The 21,489-nt window shown below is 70.1% G+C and carries 15 protein-coding genes; 9 read left to right on the top strand and 6 right to left on the bottom strand.

Going from position 1 to position 21,489, the window contains the following annotated elements; translation table 11 throughout:
• Positions 1 to 5 precede the first annotated feature (5 nt).
• The 4 genes from TY25_RS06750 (at position 6) to TY25_RS06735 (ending at position 4,312) form a co-directional block, all read left to right on the top strand.
• Positions 6 to 512 (top strand): MarR family winged helix-turn-helix transcriptional regulator, encoded by a 507-nt coding sequence (locus tag TY25_RS06750; RefSeq protein ID WP_063602708.1) that lies wholly within the window; start codon positions 6 to 8, stop codon positions 510 to 512.
• Positions 509 to 2,323 (top strand): MDR family MFS transporter, encoded by a 1,815-nt coding sequence (locus TY25_RS06745; protein WP_042254949.1) that lies wholly within the window; start codon positions 509 to 511, stop codon positions 2,321 to 2,323. Before TY25_RS06750 ends, TY25_RS06745 begins: the two co-directional genes overlap by 4 nt.
• A gap of 100 nt (positions 2,324 to 2,423) precedes the next feature.
• Entirely contained in the window at positions 2,424 to 3,680 is a 1,257-nt protein-coding gene (locus TY25_RS06740; protein WP_042254948.1) for a sensor histidine kinase, read from the top strand.
• Positions 3,668 to 4,312, top strand: a complete 645-nt coding sequence (locus TY25_RS06735) for a response regulator transcription factor (protein WP_029896826.1) — start codon at positions 3,668 to 3,670, stop codon at positions 4,310 to 4,312. The genes TY25_RS06740 and TY25_RS06735 overlap by 13 nt, the downstream gene beginning before the upstream one ends.
• Positions 4,313 to 4,354: 42 nt before the next feature.
• On the opposite strand, the gene TY25_RS06730 is transcribed toward TY25_RS06735, so the two are convergent.
• Together TY25_RS06730 and TY25_RS06725 are read right to left on the bottom strand one after the other, a co-directional pair.
• Positions 4,355 to 5,869 carry an alpha/beta fold hydrolase gene (locus TY25_RS06730; protein WP_052382868.1) on the bottom strand — a complete coding sequence of 505 codons (1,515 nt, stop codon included), beginning with the start codon at positions 5,867 to 5,869 and terminating at the stop codon, positions 4,355 to 4,357.
• A gap of 62 nt (positions 5,870 to 5,931) precedes the next feature.
• A complete protein-coding gene (locus TY25_RS06725) occupies positions 5,932 to 7,119 on the bottom strand; it encodes a serine hydrolase domain-containing protein (protein WP_042254945.1) in 1,188 nt (395 codons plus the stop codon).
• A gap of 350 nt (positions 7,120 to 7,469) precedes the next feature.
• Here TY25_RS06725 and TY25_RS06720 point away from each other — a divergent pair, with 350 nt between their 5' ends.
• A complete protein-coding gene (locus tag TY25_RS06720) occupies positions 7,470 to 10,520 on the top strand; it encodes an AfsR/SARP family transcriptional regulator (protein ID WP_042254944.1) in 3,051 nt (1,016 codons plus the stop codon).
• Positions 10,521 to 10,595: 75 nt separating this feature from the next.
• On the opposite strand, the gene TY25_RS06715 is transcribed toward TY25_RS06720, so the two are convergent.
• Entirely contained in the window at positions 10,596 to 11,087 is a 492-nt protein-coding gene (locus TY25_RS06715) for an inorganic diphosphatase (RefSeq protein ID WP_042254942.1), read from the bottom strand.
• A gap of 161 nt (positions 11,088 to 11,248) precedes the next feature.
• On the opposite strand from TY25_RS06715, the gene dacB reads away from it, so the two are divergent.
• The 4 genes from dacB to hpt all read left to right on the top strand — a co-directional run bounded on the left by dacB (position 11,249) and on the right by hpt (position 15,530).
• The gene (gene dacB / locus TY25_RS06710; RefSeq protein ID WP_226887086.1) at positions 11,249 to 12,700 is read left to right on the top strand and encodes a D-alanyl-D-alanine carboxypeptidase/D-alanyl-D-alanine endopeptidase; all 1,452 of its coding nucleotides are present in this window, start codon (positions 11,249 to 11,251) and stop codon (positions 12,698 to 12,700) included.
• A 63-nt stretch (positions 12,701 to 12,763) separates the two neighbouring features.
• Positions 12,764 to 13,843 (top strand): zinc-dependent metalloprotease, encoded by a 1,080-nt coding sequence (locus tag TY25_RS06705; protein WP_042255208.1) that lies wholly within the window; start codon positions 12,764 to 12,766, stop codon positions 13,841 to 13,843.
• A 94-nt stretch (positions 13,844 to 13,937) separates the two neighbouring features.
• A complete protein-coding gene (gene tilS / locus TY25_RS06700; protein WP_042254940.1) occupies positions 13,938 to 14,927 on the top strand; it encodes a tRNA lysidine(34) synthetase TilS in 990 nt (329 codons plus the stop codon).
• Positions 14,928 to 14,978: 51 nt separating this feature from the next.
• Complete coding sequence (gene hpt / locus TY25_RS06695) at positions 14,979 to 15,530, top strand: hypoxanthine phosphoribosyltransferase (protein ID WP_042254939.1); 552 nt, start codon at positions 14,979 to 14,981, stop codon at positions 15,528 to 15,530.
• Between the two features lie 10 nt (positions 15,531 to 15,540).
• Here the strand turns inward: hpt and TY25_RS06690 are convergent, their stop codons facing one another.
• From TY25_RS06690 to TY25_RS06680, 3 genes are read right to left on the bottom strand one after another with little or no spacing between them, the layout of a single operon-like run.
• Positions 15,541 to 16,260 (bottom strand): cyclase family protein, encoded by a 720-nt coding sequence (locus tag TY25_RS06690; protein ID WP_081868719.1) that lies wholly within the window; start codon positions 16,258 to 16,260, stop codon positions 15,541 to 15,543.
• Complete coding sequence (locus TY25_RS06685; RefSeq protein ID WP_042254938.1) at positions 16,257 to 18,638, bottom strand: protein kinase domain-containing protein; 2,382 nt, start codon at positions 18,636 to 18,638, stop codon at positions 16,257 to 16,259. The genes TY25_RS06690 and TY25_RS06685 overlap by 4 nt, the downstream gene beginning before the upstream one ends.
• Positions 18,635 to 21,370: a serine/threonine-protein kinase gene (locus TY25_RS06680; RefSeq protein ID WP_042254937.1), complete on the bottom strand. Its 2,736-nt coding sequence runs from the start codon at positions 21,368 to 21,370 to the stop codon at positions 18,635 to 18,637. Before TY25_RS06680 ends, TY25_RS06685 begins: the two co-directional genes overlap by 4 nt.
• Positions 21,371 to 21,489 lie beyond the last annotated feature (119 nt).

Raw genomic sequence — 21,489 nt, 5'->3', positions numbered from 1 at the left:
AGGGTGTGGACGACCAGACGATCGACACGATCGCGATGCAGCTCACCCGTTTGCAGCGGATCCGGGACCGCACCGCGGCCCAGATCGGCATGTGGACCAAGGACGGGCTGGATCCCGCCGCGTTCGGCGCCCTGATCCGGCTGTGTTTCGACGGACCGATGCGCTCCGGCGAACTCGCGGCCGCCCTGCACTCGGACGCGTCGACGGTCAGTCGTCAGGTGGCCCAGCTGGTCGGCAGGCAGCTCGTCGAGCGGCAGGCCGACCCGGCGGACGGCCGGGCGACCGTGCTCGTGGTCACCGAACGTGGTCGCGCCGTCGCGGAGCAGATCCGCCGACGCCGCAACGACAACCTGAGCAAGGTGATGGCGAAGTGGGCACCGCAGACCCGGGCCGAGTTCGCCGAGCTGCTCCGGCAGTTCGTCGACGATTTCGAGCGAACGCGACCGGAGATGATCGCCGCCATGCGCCGCAACTGGGACGAGGCCCTTACCGAGACGGAGAACGACAAATGACCGCAGCAGCGCCGACCGCGGCAGCGCCCCCGGCTTTCACCCATCGTCAGATCCTGGTGATCCTGAGCGGATTGATGCTCGGGATGCTGCTGGCAGCGCTCGATCAGACGATCGTCTCCACCGCCATCCGCACCATCGCCGATGACCTCAACGGTTACTCGATGCAGGCGTGGGCCACCACCGCCTACTTGATCACCGCGACGCTGGCCACCCCGCTGTACGGCAAGTTGTCCGACATGTTCGGCCGCAAGCAGTTCTTCATGCTGGCCATCGCGATCTTCATCGTCGGTTCGCTGCTGTGCACGATGGCCCAGTCGATGTATCAGCTCGCGGCGTTCCGTGCGGTGCAGGGTATCGGCGCGGGCGGTTTGATGTCGTTGGCGCTGACCATCCTCGGCGATATCGTCGGCCCGCGCGAACGTGCCAAATACCAGGGCTACTTCCTCGCGGTGTTCGGCACGTCCAGCGTGATCGGCCCGGTGCTCGGCGGCGTGCTCGCCGGACAGCAGACGATCCTCGGCGTCAGCGGCTGGCGCTGGGTGTTCCTGGTGAACGTGCCGATCGGCCTGATCGCGCTGGCCGTGGTGTCGCGCGTGCTGAAGCTGCCCAAGCGGCCGAAGTCGACCGACCGGGTGGACTGGTGGGGCGTGCTGGTGCTCGCGATCGGCCTGGCGCCGCTGCTCGTGGTCGCCGAGCAGGGACGCGAATGGGGTTGGGGCAGTGGCCGTTCCATCGCCTGCTACGTGATCGGCGGGCTCGGCATCATCGGCTTCGTGCTGGTGGAGAAGAACCTGCGGGACGCGGCGCTGATCCCGCTGCGGATCTTCAAGAACGGCACTTTCGCACTGGGCGTGGTGATCTCGTTCGTGGTCGGCGCGGGCATGTTCGGCGGTATCTCGCTGCTGCCGCAGTACCTGCAGGTGGTGCGCGGGGCGAGCCCGACGCTGGCCGGCCTGCAGATGCTGCCGATGGTGCTCGGCCTGATGACCGGTTCAGTCGTGTCCGGCCAGTTGATTTCACGGACCGGCCGCTACCGTGCCTTCACGATCATCGGCGCGACCATGCTGACGCTCGGCTTGTTCCTGCTGCACTATCTGACCGCGGACAGCCCGCTGTGGCTCGCGATGATCTTCATGGCGTGCACCGGTTTCGGCCTCGGCAACCTGATGCAGCCGCTCACCCTGGCCCTGCAGAACGCGTTGCCGCCCAAGGACATGGGTGTGTCGACCGCCGCGGCCACGTTCTTCCGGCAGATCGGCGGCACGCTCGGTGTCGCGGTGTTCCTGTCCATCCTGTTCGCGCAGCTGACCCCGAACATCTCGGACGAAATGCGCAGTGCCGCAGCCGATCCGCAGTTCCAGCACGCGGTGGTCGAGGGTGCGCGCAGCAGCAACCCGGCCGATGCCGCGCTGGCGAAAGGCCTACTCGCGCAGGATACTTCGGCCGCGGGACAGGTGCTGAAGGACAGCTCGATCATCCAGCAGCTGAGCCCCGACCTGGCCCGGCCGTTCAAGATCGGCTTCGCCGATTCGATGTCGACGGTGTTCCTGTCGGCGACCGGTGTCGCGCTGATCGCGCTGATCCTGGTGTTGTTCTGGCGGGAGGTGCCGCTGCGGATGACGGGTGGTATCGAAGCTGCGCACGCCGCCGCGGCGGCGGAGAACGACGAGAGTGTCGCGGCCGGCGAGGCCCGCGTGGTCGATGAGGCGGGACTGGTGCTCGGCGGGGGCGAGGTCATCGAACCGCCGGAGCGTGGCGGCGCGCGGGACGACGCTTCTCGCCGCCCGGCGGACGGCTCAGGCTCTGCGTGACCGAACCCGGCACCGTGGCCACCGCGCCGGACCGCTCGTTGGTCGGCGCGGTGGCCGTCGGTGCGACCGTCCGCAGCTCGCGGACTGATGTTCTGACAGCATGACGAGGGTGAAAGAGGTCCTGCGTTCCGCGCTGGCACGGCTACGGCTGTTGCCGGGGGCGATCGGGTACCTGGCGGTCGGCAGCGTGACCTCGCTGGCCGCGATGTTCGCGGTGATCGGCCTGCTCCTGGTGCTCGCGTTCTGCCTGATCGGGGTCGGCATCCCGGCGGTACCGGAGGCGCTCCGGGTGGTCCGGCCGCTGGTCTCGTTCGAACGGCGCAGGGCGGCACAGCGACTCGGCACACCGATCGAGGAGAGCTATCAGCCCCTCGTCGGCGGGTTGCGCTCGCGGGTGCGCACGGCGGTCACCGATCCGGCGAACCGCCGCGACGTGGCCTGGCTGATCGCGCACGGTCTGACCGGCATCTATCTGGGCGTTTTCGCCGTCGCGCTGCCGGTGTCGGTGCTCGTTCAGCTGGCGACCCCGGCGCTGTGGCAGCACCTGCCGCCGGGGGAGTTCATGACCTTCGGCTACGCGGTGAACTCGTGGCCCTCGGCATGGCTCAGCGCTCTGCTCACCCTGCCGCTCCTCAGCTTGACGCTGCTGGTCCCGGTGGTGGCGCGGTGGCAGGCGCAGCTGGCCCGCGCCCTGCTCGGCCCCGCCGAAGGGGTCGTGCTCGCCGATCGGGTCGCCGCGTTGACCGCGACCAGGGCGGCCGCGCTGGACGCGCACGGTGCGGAACTGCGCCGGATCGAACGCGACCTGCACGACGGCGCGCAGGCCCGGATCGCGGCGGTGATCATGCAGCTCGGGCTGGCCGATCAACTGCGCGAACAGAATCCGGCGGCGGCGCACGAGCTGGTGCGCAAAGCCCAGGACACCGCGACGGCCGCGCTCGCCGAACTGCGCGATGTGGTGCGCAACGTCTATCCGCCGGTGCTGTCCGATCGCGGCCTGGTCAGCGCCGTGTCGGCGATCGCGGCGCGCAGCCCGATCCCGTGCGTGCTCGAGTTGGCCGAGGTGGGCAGGCAGCCTGCCGCGGTGGAGGCGGCCGCCTACTTCGTGATCACCGAAGCGCTCACCAACGCGACCAAACATTCCGGGGCCGCGGGCATCACCGTGGCGCTCGGCGGCCGGCCGGAGCTGTTGACCATCGAGGTCCGCGACGACGGCGTCGGCGGCGCGGTCGAGACCTACGGCGGCGGACTGGCCGGCATCCGCCGCCGCGCCGAGGCGCTCGACGGACGGATGGTGCTGACGAGCCCGGCGGGTGGCCCTACTGTGTTGCGGGTGGAGTTGCCGTGCGGGTCATGATCGCCGAGGACGACGCCCTGCTACGGGAGGGTCTGGTGCTCTTGCTCAGCACCGCGGGCATCGAGGTGGTCGCCGCGGTCGGCAATGCCGACGACTTCCTCGCCGCCGTGGCCGCGGACCGGCCGGACGCGGTGGTGGTCGACATCCGGATGCCGCCGACCTTCACCGACGACGGGCTGCGCGCCGCGGTGCGCGCCCGCGAACTGCATCCCGGTCTGCCGGTGCTGGTTCTTTCCTCGTGGGTGGAGGACAGTTACGCCGCCGAACTGCTCGGCGACGGCCTGGGCGGGGTGGGCTATCTGCTCAAGGAACGGGTCGGGAAGGTGGACCGGTTCCTCGACTCGCTGCGCCGGGTGGCGGCGGGCGGCACCGCGATGGATCCCGAAGTGATCTCGCAACTGCTGGTGCGACGCAAAGCCGACGACCCGCTTGCCGCGCTGACCGCGCGGGAGCGGGAGGTGCTCGCCTTGATGGCCGAGGGGCACAACAACGGCACCATCGCCGAGCGGCTGGTGGTCAGCGAAGGCGCTGTGCACAAACACATTCGGAGCATTTTCGCGAAGTTGGGGCTGTCCACCGAGGAGGTCGGGCACCGCCGGGTGCTCGCGGTATTGGCCTACCTGAACGCGTGAAGGCCTGAACCCGTGTGGAATTCAGGCCTGCACGCGTCCGGACTAGTCCGCCTTACAGGTGAGTTCCCCGGCGGGCAGCGTGCCGTCGCGCAGGTACGCGTTCACCGCGCCGTACGCGCAGGTGTTGGGGTAGCGGCCGAAGATGTAGTGGATCGGCACATCCTGCAGGGTGACGAAGGCCGAGCCGGTCATCTTCTGGTGCAGCACGCGCGCGCCCTCGTACGCGGTGCGGGTGTCGCCGGTGGAGTTCAGGATCAAGCTCGGCACCGAATTGTCCACCACCGTAGGCGGTTCCAGCGGCGGCGCCCAGAACGCGCACGAGGTGATGTTGTTGGCGAACGCGCCGAACACCGGCTGGCTCGCCCGGGCCGCCTCGATATTGCGCAAGTAGAACGCCGGATCGCGGGGTGCGGCGACGTCACCGCACAGCACCGCCATCTGCGGTGAACCGTCCTGTTCGACCGGCTTGAAAATGTGCTCGAGGCTTTCCCGCAGCGTGTCGTCGGGTTGCACGGGTATACCGTTCGCCGCATCGCGGAGCTGGCGGACCTGACCTGCCAGCAGTTCGTAGTTGCGCACGTCGTCCAGCCCGACGAACAGCAGCATCGGCGCGATGTGATCGTCGACCTCGAACTCCCCCAGCCGAATCGGCTGCCGTGCCGATCGCTGGATCAGATCCATGATGGTGGCCCGCACCGCGGCGCGGGAGTCGCCGAAGTGGTAGTCGCCGTCGTGCGCGGCGGCCCAGTCGGCCCAGAGATCGAGTGCGGCCTCGTTCGCCGGGCCCATGGCCTGCATCATGCCGACCGGGCCGTAGGTCTCCGGATTCGCCGCACTGTCCAGCACGATCCGGTCGCTGCGCTGCGGGAACATCTGGGTGAACACGGCACCCAGATAGGTGCCGTACGAGGTGCCGAAGTAGCTGACCTTGTCGACGCCGAGCGCGCCGCGGATCACGTCCATGTCGCGCGCGGTGTTGCGGGTGCTGATGTACGGCAGCCTGGCCGCTTCGGTCGCCGCGCAGCGCGCCGCGAAATCCGCGTTGGTGGCCACGGATTCGGCGTAACTCGCGGCGTCGACACCGGCCGACTCCAGCGCGAAGCCGCGCGGCCAGTGGCAGTTGATCGCCGCGGAGCGCCCGATGCCGCGCGGGTCCATGCCGATGAGGTCGTACTGTGCGCGCACGTCGGGCGTCATCGCCTCGCGGACCCCGAGCATGAAGTCGAGCCCGGGGCCGCCGGGGCCGCCGGGGTTGGACAGCATGACGCCGCGTCGTTTCGCGGGTTCCGGAGACGCGAGCCGGGAGATGGCGACGGTGGTGGTGGTCCCCTGGGGGGCAGCGTAATTCAGTGGCACCGTGACATCGGTGCACTGCGCGCCCGCTTGGGCGAGTTTCGGGTCGTCGCAGGCCTTCCAGTCGAGCTGCTGGCTGTAGAAGCGTTCCAGCGCAGGGGGTTCGGCGTTGGCGTCGGTGCCGGTGCAGCCGGCCAGGCCGGCGCAGAGCGCCAACCCGGCGGCGACGCTCGCGACGGCGCTGCGCCTGCGGGTGCGATTCACGGTCGATCCTCCGATGTCGTTCGGCCGCACCGGAATCGGGTGCGGAGCGGGTAGCTGTGTGGTCACTGAGCGCACAGGGCGGTATCGAGCACGGCCTCGATCAGCTCGGACGACTCGTCCGAGTTCGGCAGCTGGTTCACCGCCACGGCGACCGCTTTCCCGTCGGCCGTGGCGCTGTTGCGGGTACCGAAGCCGGGGATGCTGCCACCGTGGCCCCAGACCTCCTTGCCGCACGAGGTCGTCCGATGGATCAGGCCGAGGCCGTAACCGGCGCCGGGCATCCGGTCGAACGGCACCGTCTGCTGCATTTGCGCCAATTGCGCAGGCGGCAGCAGCTTTCCGGACAGCAGCGCGACCGTGAACGTGTTGAGGTCCGCGTTGCTGGCGACCATCGCGCCCGCCGCGCCGCCCCAGGACGGGTCCAGCTCGGTGAAATCGATCTGCTTGCCCTCTCGGACGTGGTAGCCACGCGGATGCGGATCGCGCAGCGTGCGCTCGCCGGCGGCGGGGGAGTAGGTGGACTTCAGTCCGAGCGGGGTGATGATCCGGTTGGTGATCTCGTCGATGTAGGGCCGTCCGGTGACGCGTTCGATGAGCATGCCGAGCAGCAGGTAATTGGTGTTGGTGTACACCGATTTCGCGCCGGGCTCGAAGTTCGGCGGCATGGTCATCGCGTTGCGAACCAGCTCCGCGGCCTCGAAATGCTGTGTCCGGATGGCGTCTTCGTCCGGGTCGAGCTGCGCCGGGCCGTCCCGGTCGATGCTGGTGCCGTTGCCGCGGCCGAGGTAGTCGGGCAGGCCGCTGGTGTGCTGCAAGAGCTGGCGCACCGTGACCCGGTTGCCGTCGTTGCCGTTGCCCTGCACCACCCCGGGCAGGTAGCGCTCGATCGGCGCGGCCAGGTCCACCTTGCCCTCGGCGACCAGCTGGAGCACCACCGTCGCGACGAAAGTCTTTGTGTTGCTGCCGATCCGGACGAGTGCGTCGTCTTGGAACGGCGCACCCGTGCCGATGTCGCCGACGCCCGCGGTGTAGACCCGATGCCCGCCGGGGCCGTCGAGGACGACCTGCACCCCGGGAATCCCGCTCTGCACCACGCGATCCAACGCGGCGGCGAGTGCGGGCGGCGCCGCGTGGCCGGGAGTCGGCGCACTCACCGACGTCTCCCCGCCGCACGCGGCCGCGGCGAGTACCGCGCCCATCACGAGCGCCGACCGGGCCGCCCTTGTGCCATTGCGCCGAAATGGGTTCATGAGCAGTGCTGTCCTCCTGTTCGAGTCGGGAGGCATCGGTGCTCCGCGACGGTTTCGAGCCTAGGAATTCCAGGAGGTCGCGCCCATGCCGCGCACACCCGAATATCGGGTAACGCCTACGGGTCCGCGATGGTGGTGCCAGCACCACCATCGCCCGTCTTTCGTCGGTACATCAGCATCCGATCAGCTGTTCGTCACCGAAAACTCACGGAATCCTCGGTTTGATGCGGTATCTGTGGCGATGGATCATTGGTGGCTCATCGTCCGGTATCAGGGCGAGGTTGCCGCAAACGTCGGACGATTGGTTACCTTCGAGGCCGAACGTTCGACGGTCGGAGAGAGAGGGCCGCATGCTGAAGTTCGCTGTGCTGGGTGAGGTGCGTGCGTGGCGCGATGACCTGGAGCTCGATCTCGGGTCGAAGCAACGCAGAGCCTTGCTGGCAGCGCTGCTGCTGCGCAGTGGACGGTCGGCCACGGTACCCGAACTCATCGACGGCGTCTGGGGCGAGCATCCGACGCCGAGCGCGATCGGCGCGCTGCGCAACCACATCCTGCATCTGCGCCGCGCGCTCGAGCCGGACCGCCCGGCCGGCGCGCCCGCGACGGTGCTCGTCGGGTTCGGCGGCGGCTACGCGTTGCGGCTCGATCCCGGCGCGGTGGACGTGGAGATGGTCGAGGATCTGCTGCTGGAGGTGCAGCAGGAGCGGACCGGCGCAGCGCAGCCGCATTCGGTCGAACAGGTCCGCGAGCGGCTCGATGCCGCGCTGCGCCTGTGGTCCGGCACGCCACTGGCCGGACTGCCCGGCCCCTACGCCGATCGCCAGCGCACCCAGCTGATCGAGCGCCGAGTCGCGTTGCTGGAGCAGCGGATCGAGCTGGACCTGCGGCTCGGCCGCTACACCGAGGTGATCGCCGAACTCACCCCGCTCTGCGCCGAGCATCCGATGCGCGAGCAGACCCGCGGCCTGCTGATGACCGCGCTCTATCACGCGGGCCGCCAGGCCGAGGCGCTCGCGGTGTACGCCGAGACCCGCAAGGCGCTGATCGACCGGCTCGGCATCGAACCCGGCCGGCAGCTGACCGAGCTGCACCAGCGCATTCTGCGTGCGGACCTGACCGCGCCACACCTCGCTACGGCGCGCAACTCGGCGACGGTGCGTCCGCAGCGGCGCGCGGTCACCCGGGTCGCGCAGCTGCCCGCCGATGTCGTGGACTTCACCGGCCGGGCCGATACGGTGCGCGCGATCAGCGAATGGCTCACCCGCGCAAACAGTTCCGCGGTGCCGGTGTGCGTGATCGGCGGCATGGGCGGCATCGGCAAGAGCGCGCTCGCGGTGCACGTGGGGCACCTGGTGCGGGACCGGTTTCCGGACGGGCAGCTGCACGTCGATCTGCACGGCTTCGCGCAGGCGCGCGGCGGCCACCCGGCCGGGCGGGCCACCCCGGCCGCCGATGCGCTCGGCGACTTCCTGCGTGCGCTCGGCGTACCGGAGGGCGAGATCGCGCCGACGCTGGCGGAGCGGTCCGGTCAGTTCCGCAGCTTCCTCGACGGCAAGCGGGTGCTCGTCGTGCTGGACAACGCGCACGACGTCGATCAGGTCACACCGCTGATTCCCGGCACTCCGGGGTCGGCGGTATTGATCACGAGCCGCTCGTCCATGCCCGAATTACCCTGTGTCGTAGGTATTCTCGGGGTGCGGCTGGACGTGCTCGCACGCGCCGAAGCCCGCACGCTGCTGGCCGGGATCGCCGGGCTGCGGCGGGTCGCCGCCGAGCCGGCCGCGGTGGACAGCGTGCTGGACGCGTGCGGCGGGCTGCCGCTGGCGGTCCGGATCGTCGGCGCGCGGCTCGCGGCCCGGCCGCAGTGGACGATCAGCAGCCTGGCCGAGCGGCTGGTCGACGAGCAGCAGCGGCTCGGCACGCTGCGCAGCGGTGACCTCGCGGTCGAGGCCGCGTTCCGGCTCAGCTACGACCAGCTCGATTGCGCGCAGGCCAGGGCGTTCCGGATGCTCGCGGTGCCCGAGGTCGCACAGATCTCACTGGACGGCGCGGCGGCGGTCCTCGGCTCGGACCGGATGCTCGTCGAGGAGCTGTGCGAGTCGCTGGTCGACCTGAATCTGATGGAGACCAGCGCACCGGGCCGCTACACCTATCACGACCTGCCACGCCTGTTCGCCCGCGAATTGCATCAGGCCGCCGACGAGCCGGCCACGGATGCGTTGATCCGCCTGCTGGACTTCTACCTGGCCAGCATGAAAAACCTGATGGTGGTGTGCAACCCGGGTACGACGCTGTCGGAGCATCTCGGTGAAACTGTGGCGCAGGGGATTTCGTTCGTGGACACCATCGCCGCGCAGTACTGGCTCGATGCGGAGCGCCCGAACCTGATCTCGCTGTACGAGCAGGCCGCGCGGGTGGGCGGTGCCGCGCTGCCCGCCGCCGCCGATATCGCCTGGGCCACCGCGGAATTGATCGACGGCGGCCCGCACGGCCAAGAGCTGTCGCGGGCCTTGAACAAGCTGCTCGACGCCGCGCTGCGGGTTGGGGACCGGCGCGTCGAATGCCGGATCCGAGTGACGCTGGGCTCGATCTTCAGCTACTCGCTCGGCACGCTGCGGCAGGGGCGCGACCACCAGCGCATCGCGCTGTCGCTGGGCGGGGCCACGCCGGGCGACGTGCGCTTGGTCGCGTTCGCGGCGCAGCTGCTGGCCTCCTCGACCCGGATGGGCACCGAGACCGCGGCGTCGATCGCGCACGGCGAGCGTGCGATCCGGCTGGCGCAGCGGGTCGGCGATCCCGCGGTGGAATGCGCCAGCCTGGTGCACATCGCCAAAACCCTCTCGGACGCAGGCGAATTCGCCGAGGCACAGGAGCGGGCCGGCGCCGCGAAGACGCTCGCCGCGAAGATCGGCAACGCGGCACTGGAGGCGATGGCGACCCACGAACTCGGCGTGTGCCGCAGTTTTCAGGGCGACCACGCACAGGCCATCGAGCTGTGCACCGAGGCGGTGCGGCTGGCCCAGCTCAGCGGCGTCGAACTGCGCGAGGGCTGGGCGTTGGCGCGGCTCGCGCACGTGCACATGATGGCGGGCGAGCTGGCCAAGGCCGAACCGATCGCGGAAGCGGCCGTGCGCACGCTCAATCGCGCCATCGGGCCGCTGAGCCGGGCGCGGGTGCTGGTGATGCACGGGCTGATCCTGCAGGCGCTGGGGCGGACCCATCAGGCGTACTGCGTATACCGCTCGGCGGCGGAGACTTTCGCCTCGATCGAGGACGCGCACTTCACCCACGAGCGGCTCGACGGCGAAGTGGAGGCGCCGATCCTGTCGCTGCTGCGCGAACACCTGGACGAGGTGATGGCCGAACGGGCCGAGCGGCGTACTCGCGCCATGGGGGCGTGAGGCCGGCGCAACCGGCCTGGGGCACAACGCGAAAGCGGGAAGCCGGGCGACCCGGCTTCCCGCTTGCGCTCCGGCTCAGTGGCCGCCCTGGTCCTTCAACCGCTGCACCGAGGCCTCGACCTCGGCCTCGGCCTCGGCCCGGCCGACCCACTCCGAGCCCTTGACGTACTTGCCCGGCTCCAGGTCCTTGTACCGCTCGAAGAAGTGCTTGATCGCGGCCAGCTCGAACTCGGGCACATCCTTCAGGTCCTGGATGTGCTCCCAGCGCGGGTCGCCGGCGGGCACGCACAGCACCTTGTCGTCGCCGCCTGCCTCGTCGACCATCTTGTACATCGCGACCGGGCGCACCTCGATGAGGCAGCCGGGGAACACCGATTCGGGCAGCAGGACCAGCGCGTCCAGCGGGTCGCCGTCCTCGCCCAGGGTGTTCTCGATGTAGCCGTAGTCGGCGGGGTAGACCATGGAGGTGTAGAGGTGCCGGTCGAGCCGGACCCGTCCGGTCTCGTGATCGACCTCGTACTTGTTCCGAGAGCCCTTGGGGATCTCGATGGTGACGTCGAACTCCACGCCATCTCCTTCGGTGCATCTATGAGCATGAGCAGTCGCGACTGCCGACTCGCCAGGTTGTTCAAGGGAACGGTTGCGCAACGAGGATAGTGTGGTCGGCGGGGACATGGGTGCGGCAGGCGGCTGCTGCGGAAATCGGTCGAGGAGAGCTGCGGTCAGTGGTGGGTAAGAACAAAGGTGGCTTGGCCAACCGGCGGCGCCGCAATCTCTGGATCGCGTTCGGCGTCACACTCGCCGTCTTGCTCGCGGCGGGCACGGGCGTGCTGCTCACGGTCAAGCCGTGGACCGACGAATTCCGGCACGGCGGGCGCACCGTCGCGGCCCCGCCCACGCCGGTCCGGCCCTTCCCGCAGGTCGCCCCCGCCCCGTCCAACGCGCCCGCGCCGAGCCCGGCCGGTATCGCCGCCGCGCTCGCACCGGTGATCGGCAATCCGGATCTCGGCGCCTTCGCCGGACAGGTGACCGACGCCGACAGCGCGACAGTGCTGTGGAGCGGCGACCCGGGCAAGCCGATGATCCCGTCGTCCACCGCGAAGATCCTGACCACGGCCGCGGCGCTGCTCACCCTGCCGGCCGACCATCGGCTGATCACCAAGGTGGTCGCGGGTACCGCGCCGAACGAACTGGTGCTCGTCGGCGGCGGCGATCCGACGCTGACGGCCGAGCCGGAAGGCAAGGGGTACTACCCGAACGGCGCCAAGCTCGCCGACCTGGTGTCGCAGATCAAGAACTCCGGCCGCGCGGTCGACACCATCGTGGTGGACACCTCGGCCTACACCGGGCCGACCATGGCGAAGGGCTGGGATCCGATCGATATCGGGGACGGCTCGATCGCGCCGATGGAGTCGGTGATGATCGACGGCGGCCGGTTGCAGCCGCTCGTGGAGTACTCCCCGCGCACGCCGACGCCCGCGCTGGACGCCGGGCGCAGGCTGGCCACCGAACTCGGCCTCGATCCGGCCCGGGTGCGTACCGGCACCGCCGCGCCGGGCGCGGCCGAGGTCGCGAGCGTGCGCTCGGCCCCGCTGCGGGACCGGTTGCGCGACATGATGGTCTACTCCGACAACATCCTCGCCGAGGCGGTCGGGCGCGAGATCTCCGTCGCTACCGGTGGCGAGGCCTCGTTCAGCGGTGCGGTCGCCGCGGTGAACACCGCCCTCGGCAAGGCGGGCTTCGATCTGACCGGCCTGGACATGCACGACAACAGCGGACTCTCGGTCGACGACCGGATTCCGGCGCGGCTGCTGGACCGGGTCGTGGCGACCGCGGCCAAACCCAACGCGAGTAGCGCGGTGCAGCCCGCGGGCACCATGGCCCGGCCCGAGAACGACCGGCTCGCCGCCACTTTGGCGCCGCTGCTGGACGCCCTGCCGATCGCGGGCGCCACCGGCTCGCTGACCAGCCGCTACGTCGACCACAACCGGCAGGCCGCCGGGTTCGTCCGGGCCAAGACCGGAACTCTGTCGGTGTCCAGCGCGTTGGTCGGGTATGTGCTCGACGCCGACGGTCGGGTGCTGACTTTCGCGCTGATGTCGAACGATCGACCGCCGGAGGTGAGCAGGCCCGCGCTCGACGCGATCGCGGGCACGCTACGCAACTGTGGATGCTCGTGACGGGTGGTTGACATGCACGGAGACAGTTCCGACCCGGCCGGTACCGGCGCGGCGGACGCGGTGATGCCGACCGGAACCGCGGTCGAGCAGGCGAAGCGACGGTCCGGATTCTCCGGCGCGGTCGACTGGCGCCTCGCGGCGAAGACCGGCGCCGCCCTGGTGCCCGCCGGCCCACGGACCTCCCGCTACTCGGCCGAGCAGGTCGTTGCCGAACTGGCCGCGGCCTCGGTGCGGGCCGAGGGCCCGGTCCGCGAAGTGAGCCGGCTGCTCGACGATCAGCCGGTGCCCGCCGCCCGGATCGTGGACCGGCCCGGCTGGATCGCGGCCGCCGCCGATTCCATGGCCCAGCTCACCGGCAGCGACGGCACGGGCGCCGAGCGCGGGCTGTTGCAGGGCAAACCGGCGGGCGTGCAGGCGGGCGCGATGCTCGCCTTCCTGTCCACCGCGATCCTCGGCCAGTACGACCCGTTCACCGGCCCCGACGGCACCTTGCTGCTCGTCGCGCCGAACATCATGGCGGTGGAGCGGGCGCTGGGCGTCTCGCCCAGTGACTTCCGGCTCTGGGTCTGCCTGCACGAGGTGACCCACCGGGTGCAGTTCTCCTCGGCGCCCTGGCTGGCCGAGTACATGCGCACCAATGTCGAGGTGCTTGGCGAGGTCGGGGACGAGCCGCTCAACGAGATGCTGTCGCGGCTGCTCGAGGAGGTCCGCGACCGCCGCCGCGGGACCGTGCCCGACGACCCTGCCACCCGCGGCGTGGTCGGCCTGCTGCGCGCCACCCAGGCCCCGCCGCAACGCGCGGCGCTCGACCGGCTGCTCATGCTGGGCACGCTGCTGGAGGGCCACGCCGATCACGTCATGGACGCGGTCGGGCCCGCCGTGGTGCCCTCGGTCGAGCAGATCCGCTCGGCCTTCGATCAGCGCCGCAAACGTCCCACCAACCCGATCCAGCGCATCATGCGCGCGCTGTTGGGCGTGGACGCCAAGGTCGCCCAGTACGTCCGCGGCAAGAAGTTCGTGGACGACGTCGTCGGCCGGGTCGGCATGACCGAGTTCAACACCATCTGGACCGACGCCGAAACCCTCCCGCGCACAGACGAAATCGAGACCCCCGAACGCTGGGTGGCGCGCGTCCTGGGCTGAGTCCCGCACCCGTTCCGTCTTCCCGCACCCGTTCTGGCATGGCACAGCGGGTGCGGGAAGACGGAACGGGTGCGCGAACCCGTAGGGTGCGCGTATGCGTGAACCGGCGGAGCCGCGCCGTCTGCCGGAGACGGCGGCGGTGCTGGCGGTGCGGCGCGCGGTGCGCGCGTGGCGTGCCGCGTACGGTGGGGCCGAGGTTGCTGTCGCGCTGTCCGGCGGGGCGGATTCGCTGGCGTTGACCGCGGCGGCGGTCGTTGAGCTGGACGCGGTGGACGCCCTCGTCATCGACCATCAATTGCAGCCCGGGTCCGACGCCGTCGCCGCGGCCGCGGCCGCGGCCGCGCTGTCCCTCGGCTGCCGCACGGCCCGAATCCTGCCCGTGGTGGTCGGCAGCGCGGGCGGGCTCGAGGCGGCGGCCCGGCAGGCCCGGTACGCGGCGTTGGCCGCGGCTCGGGCCGGACTGCCGGTCTTGCTCGGGCACACGCTCGACGACCAGGCCGAAACCGTGTTGCTCGGCTTGGCGCGCGGGTCGGGCGGGCGGTCCATCCAGGGGATGACCGAGTGGGCCGAGCCATGGGGGCGGCCCTTGCTCGAGGTGCGACGGGAGACGACGCGGCGGCTGTGCGCCGAGGCGGGGCTGACCCCGCACGAAGATCCGCACAACCACGCGCCCGAATTCACCCGGGTGCGATTGCGCACCGAGGTGCTGCCGCTGCTCGAGGACGTGCTCGGTGGCGGCGCGGCCGAGGCGCTCGCCCGCACCGCCGCCCAGCTGCGCGCGGACGGCGCCGTACTGGACGCGCTTGCCGGGGAGCTGCTGCACACCGCGAGTGATGGCGGCGCCCTCGTCATCGAGACCCTCGCCACTGCGCCGGCCGCGCTGCGCCGCCGGGCGATCCGGGCCTGGTTGCTCGAAGGTGGCGCGAAAGCCCTGACGGGCAAGCATTTACGCGCGGTGGACGAGCTGATCACGGACTGGCGCGGCCAGGGCGGGGTGGCGGTCGGCGGCGGAACCGGGGGTAGCAGGTTGGTCGCGGCGCGCGAACATGGCAGGCTGACACTGCGTCTGCGCAGCGGCCGATGACACATAATGGGTCGGCCGTCCGGGAGCGAAAACCAGAAGGGAACAGCTGACGTGTACGGGGACGACATCGCGTCGGTGCTGATCACCGAGGAAGAGATCGCCACCAAGACCAAGGAGCTGGCCGAGCTCATCGCCAAGCGCTATCCCCCCGGCGCGCCCGAGGGCGATCTGCTGCTGGTGGGCGTGCTCAAGGGCGCGATCTTCTTCATGACCGACCTCGCCAAGGCGCTGCCGATCCCGACCCAGATGGAGTTCATGGCCGTCTCGTCGTACGGCTCGTCCACCTCGTCCTCCGGTGTCGTGCGCATCATGAAGGACCTGGACAAGGACATCGCGGGCCGCAATGTGCTGATCGTCGAGGACATCATCGACTCGGGCCTGACGCTGTCCTGGCTCAAGCGCAACCTCTCCACCCGCAACCCGGCCTCGCTCGAGGTGGTCACGCTGTTGCGCAAGCCGGACGCGTTACGCACGCACGTGGACGTCGCGCATGTCGGCTTCGATATCCCGAACGAGTTCGTCGTCGGTTACGGCCTCGACTACGCCGAGCGCTATCGCGACCTGCCCTACATCGGCACCCTCGATCCCAAGGTCTACTCCTGACGCAGGCCTGTCAGGTGCCCGGCAGTATCCCGAAAATCGTTGCGGGAGAGCCGGAGCCGTCGCGATAGAGCGGCGCCCCGACCAGGATCCACGCCCCGGTCACCGGTAGGACGGCCAGGTTGGCCAGGCATTCCAGGCTGATCCGGTGTTCGCGGTACAGCAGTTTCGAGACCGCGTAGGTGTGGTCGGTGCCGAGGTCGGGCCCGAACGTATCGATACCGAGCGCGCCGCGCCGGCCCAGCCGCCCGGTGCGCAGCAGCCATTCCATCGTCTCCAGCGCGAAACCCGGTTGGTGCTCGGCGGATTCGGCGGTGCCGAGGAATTCCGGGGTGCCCCACTTGGCATCCCAGCCGGTCCACGCGACGACGGCGGCACCGTTCGGAATCCGGCCGTGCCGCGCTTCCCACTGCTTCAGGTCCGCGACCGAGATCGCGTAGTCGCGGTCGCGGGCGCAGCGGTCGCGCACGTCGATCTTCACCGCGGGCAGCAGCAGGTCGTCCAGCTCCAAGTGATCGGCGCCCAGACCGTCGGGATGGAAATGGATCGGTGCGCCCCAATGGGTTCCGGTGTGTTCACCCTGCTGGATGTAGCGCAGGTAGTAGCCGTCGTTGGCGACCGTCGCCACGATATCGGTGCGGAACTCCGGATCGTCCGGATACAGCGGCGTCGTGGCCGGATCATGCACATGCGACAGGCTCACCAGCCGCCCGAGCGGCCGCGGCGAGGTCATCGCCGCCGCTGCGGGATGGCCCGCGCCAAGGCGAGCAGATCGGCCTCCAGCCAACGGAACAACCGGTAGGTAACCACGAATGCCAGAATGCCACCGACGCTGAGCCAGCGCACCGGAACTATAACCAATCCCAGATCCGCGGCATCGACAAAGGTCGCGCCGGCCACCCCGAGCAACGGCACGGAAGCCGCGACGCCGAGGTAGAAGTTGCCGCGCCGGGCCAGATTTCGGAGCTGACGCTCGTCGCCAGGCCCGACGCCGCCGCGCACCAGCAGTTGCGGATACACCACCCGTACCGCGAAGAGCATGGCCGGAAAGAACGGATAGGCCAGTGCGATGGCGGCGCAAACCAGCTGTGCCGCAAAGAAATGCAAGAAGGTCCCCGGCGGGAGCGAGACGCCGCTGGCGGCCAGGGCCAGCGGCCAGGCCACGCCCGCGATGACCCACATCGCGAACGGCACCAGCACCGCCCAGTCACCGAGCAGCAGGGTGTCGCGTCGCGCCTTGGCCAACGTGCGCGCGGAATACTCACGGCCACGGGCCAATCGGAACGAGACGGTCAGCGGCCTGCGGCTGAGCACGATCAGCAGGACGGCCGCGAGCGGAAAGGAGATCAGATTGTTGATCAGGCCGACGGCGAAGAACTTCTGCTGATCGCCCGCCGCGAGCCGATCGATGATCAGCGACTGATTGAGCTGGATGTTGTACCAGCTGGCGAGCACGTTGGGCACGCCGACACACAGTGCCGCCACCGGGATGAGCCAGCCGCGGACCCGGAACCGCAGGCTGGCCGGCGGCGGGTCGGCCAGATCGCGGGCGCGGGCGTCCAGGCACAGATCCAGCTGCCCGGCCAGCTCGGCGCCGTTGCGCCAGCGGCGTTTCGGCTCGGCGCGTAGGCAGTCGAGCAGGACGCGGCGCAGCGCCGCCGGGGTATCGGCGGGCAGCTGGGCCAACGCGGAGCCGGGCAGGCCCGCCCTGCGGGCTTCGAGCATGCGCGCGAGAGCATCGGGCCGCGCCTCGGCCGCCTGCCGCCGGTCGTCGAACGGGTGTGCGCCCGTGAGCATTTCCCATAACAGCAGGCCGAGCGAGTAGAGGTCGCTGCGCGTTCCGGGCGCGGGGGCCGCCGGGTCGAGCAGGCGGGCGAGTTGTTCCGGGGATCGGTAGCGCAGCGAATCCGCTTCCAGCTCAGCATGATTCGTCACATCGGCGGTCGAGCCGGATTCGCGCAACGCGAAATCGGCCAGCTTCGGCACGCCCTCGGCGGTGAACAGCACGTTCGCCGGTTTGATGTCGTGGTGCAGGACGCCGAGATGCGCGGCGTGATCCAGTGCGTCGGCCAACCGCCTGCCCACCCACGCCACTGTCTCCGGCCAGCTCAGCGCCGCGATCTCGGCCCGCACACTCGAATCCGACGGCCGGATTTCCCCTTTCGCCGCCATCGCCGCGTCGACCGCCCGCAGCAGCAGTACCCCGCCATCGGACTCGAGGCCACGGCGGCGCTGCGCGAGCACCCCGAGTGCCGTGCCGCCGGGCAGGTACTGCATATAGACCAGCCGCGGTGCGGCCGCGCCGAGCATCGAGTTCACCGGCCCGGGACGCGCGCGAACAGCGGAACTACCTGGCACCGCCGCCCCGGTGCCGGTCGCGTCGGGATCAGGGGAGGTTGCGTCCACCTGGAAGCCGAAATCGGCCGTTGCCCAGCCTTCCTCGAAGACCCCGGCGATGGCGTCGGTGTGCAGCAATCGTTGATCGAATACACGGACGATGTGGGGGTGGTCCAGCTGTGCCATGGTCTGGGGTGCGCTCGCGCGGCCCGCCGAAAGGCGCACCGCGACAAGGCGTTGCATGGACCGCTGCCGGGCCAGGAACACTCGGCCGAGCACTCCGGTACCGAGGTCGGTCAGCAGGTCGAAGTCGTCGATGCGACGGCCGGGGGTGAGTTCGGCCAAGGCGGCGACGGCGGCGGCCGATTCCGCCGCACCGAAATCCGCGGTGCCCTCGTCGATGTCGAACGCGGCGAGGCGCTCGCGGAGCTCGTCGGCGAGTTCGGGGTATTCCGCGATGAACTCCGCGACCGGCAGCGGCGCGTGGCGGCGGCGGGCCGTGAACTCCGCGCAGACCAGATCGGCGAGGTCGGGACTGTGCTCCACCTCCGGAAACTCCTTGCGGTACTCCGCGATCCGCTTGCCGAGATCGGCGGCGCGTCCCCAGCGTTCGCGCAGGTCGATGCGCAACAGCTCGGTCAGGATGGCCAGCCGCGTCTGGGCGCCGTCCGGCACGTAGTCCGCGATCCGCGGCGGCTCGAGCCGGTCGTCACGCAGGCTGCGCTGCCAGTCGGCGGCGAACCGGGCGATCGCGTCGGCCCGCGAAGCCGTCACGTGCGCGGCTCCCGCGCAGCGGAATCAACCACTGCCACCGTGGAGTCGGCCACTGCGACCGTCGAGTCGGCGTCTGCGACCGTGGGGTCGGCCACCGCTGCCGTGGAGTCGGCCCGTGCCTCCGTGGGGTCGGCCACCGCTGCCGTGGCGCCGCCCCGTGCCTCCGTGGGGTCGGCCACCGCTTTCGTGGAGTCGGCCACCGCCATCGTGGAATCCGGCACTGCCGCAGCAGATTCCGCACTGGAATCCGGCCCCGCGGACCCGGGCGCGACCACCCGCTCCAGTGCGCGCAGATCCGCCTCCAGCGCGCGGAACAGCAGGTAGGACACCACGAACGCGATGATGCCGCCCACGCACAGCACACGCACCGCGAAGATCACCATCGGGATGTCGGCGGGCGGCAGGAAGGTCACCCCCGCTACCGCGAGCAATGGCACCGAGGCGGCGACCGCCAGATAGCCGTTGCAGCGGCGGTCCAGCCCGCGCAGCCAGATCGCGTCTTCGGGGCTGATGTCGCCGTGCCGCAGGAACAACGGGTAGATGCAGCGCACCATGTAGAAGGTCAGCAGGAAGAACGGATACGCCACCGCGATCGCACCGCACACCACCAGCGACGCGAGGAAGTGCACGATCGCCCGCGCGGGCAGGTCCCCGGTCACCAGCTGCAATGCGATCGGGAAGGTCACCCCCGCCACCACCCAGAGCGAAAACGCCACGGCCACCGCGCGATCCCCGAGCAGCAGCGCGTCGCGCCTGGTCCGGCGCAACGTCTCGGGATCGTATCGGCGACCCTTGGCCAGGCCGTGCGGCACCGTGAGTAGGAACCGCGACATGTACAGCAGGATCGCGATGCCCGCGGGAAAGACCACCGCGTTCACCACGCCGGTGATGATGCCGAAACTGTGCTGCGCGTCCTCGTTCAGCCGGTTGATGATGAGGTGCTGGTTGTGCTGGATGTTGTACAGCGAGGCGAGCACATTCGGCAGCCCGACGGCCAGCGCCGCGACGAGCAGCCGCCACGGGCGCAGCCGCAGCCGCCAGCTGGTGGGCGCCGGGTCGACGAGTTCACGGGCCCGCGCGTCCAGGCACAGCTCCAGCTGCCGGGCCAGTACCGCGCCGTTGGCCCAGCGCATCGTCCGCTCGGGCGCCAGGCAGGTGAGCAGTACCCGGCGCAGCGCCGCCGGGCAGTCGGCGGGAATCCGTTCCAGCGCCGCGGCTTCGACGCCTGCGCTGCGCCGCTCCAGCATCGCCTCGAGCGTGGTGTCGTCGCCGTGTGCGTCCGCACCCGCGGTGCTGTCGTCGAACGGTTTCGCGCCGGTGAGCAGTTCCCAGAGCACGACGCCGAGGGAGTAGATATCGGCGCGGGTGTCCAGATCGGCCGCGCTGCGGCCGAATCCGGGATGGCAGGCCTCCAGCTGCTCGGGCGACATGTAGGACAGCGAGCCGCCGAAATAGGCCACCGGACTGGTGCCTTCGACATTGCGGCTGAAGCTGATGTTGAAGTCGGCGAGCTTCGGCACCGCCTCCGCGGTCAGCAGCACGTTCGCCGGTTTCACGTCCCGGTGCAGCACTCCGTGCGCGGACGCGTAGTCCAGCGCCTCGGCCAGCCTGCGCCCGAGCCAGGCCACCGTCTCGGGCCAGCTGAGCGTGGCGATCTCGGCCCGCACGCTCGAATCCGTCGGCCGGATCTCGCCTTTCTCCTCCATGGCCGCGTCGACCGCGTCCAGCAGCAGCCGGCCGCTGCGCTCGGCGGGCGGGGTGGCGCGCACCCAGCGCAGCACGCCGAGCAGTGTGCCACCGGGCAGGAACTGCATGTAGAGCAGCCGCAGCCGGCGCGCGGCACCGCTGCCGGAACCGAGCACCCGCTGATCGAAGACCCGTACGATGTAGTCGTGGTCGAGCTGGGCCAGGGTCTGCGGTTCGGTGCCGTGATCGGTGGAGATCTTCACCGCGACCAGCCGCTGCAGCGAGCGCTGCCGGGCCAGGAAGACCCGCGCGAACGCGCCGCTGCCCAGACCGGTCAGCAGGTCGAAATCGTCGATCCGCTGGCCGATTTCGATCCGGTCGAGCGCGTCGAAGCGGCCGGGACCGGTGCCGAGCGTGGTCGGCACGGCGGTCGCCGTCCCGGTCAGGTCCGTGCTCGCTCGCGTCACCTCTGGACTACGGGTCGACGCGACGGTTCGGTTCAATTCGCTGTGGGCGAGGGCGGTTCGGGTGCGGTCCAGCACGGCCAGGGTGGAATCTTCCAGCACCGCCCGCCGCGTACTCTGCTCGACGTCGTCGGCGTTGAGCAGGTCGCGTAGTTCCGGCGCCTGGTCCGGATATTCCCGCAGACAATCGCGTGGATCCACGCGTTCACCGCTGTGCCTGCGGATGACGAACTCTTCGTACACCAGTCCGGCCGGGATACTTTTCGGTTGCAGTTCGGGAAATTCGCGGCAATATTCGGCGAGCCGTTTGCGCGGTCGCGGTTCGGTGCGTTCGGGCGCGTCCGGGTCGAGCACGGTGCGGCACAGCCAGCGATGCCGCAGGTCGATCCGGATGAGTTCGAGTAGTGCCGCTGTGCGCAGCGTCCGGGCGTCGGGCAGGAACTCGGCGATCTGCGGCGGCTGTTTGCCCGCGGTGCCCGCGGCATCCTCCCAGGCCGCGGAGAAGGCTTCCACCGCGCTGAATTCGGTGCCCAGCGCGGGATCGCCATAACCGGAAGTACTTCTATCGGACTCGGCACTCATTCTCGGACCTTAATTTTTCCGCCACACCCGATGTCATCATCCCCCGTGCAGTATTCGGAATGATAACTTGCGGCTGAACAGCGATCACCCGAATTCGACGACGATGCGACGGGGGACGA

It is taken from the genome of Nocardia brasiliensis NBRC 14402 (assembly GCF_000308475.2).
Taxonomy (GTDB): Bacteria; Actinomycetota; Actinomycetes; order Mycobacteriales; family Mycobacteriaceae; genus Nocardia; species Nocardia brasiliensis.
This window is presented reverse-complemented; position numbering and strand designations above follow the sequence as displayed.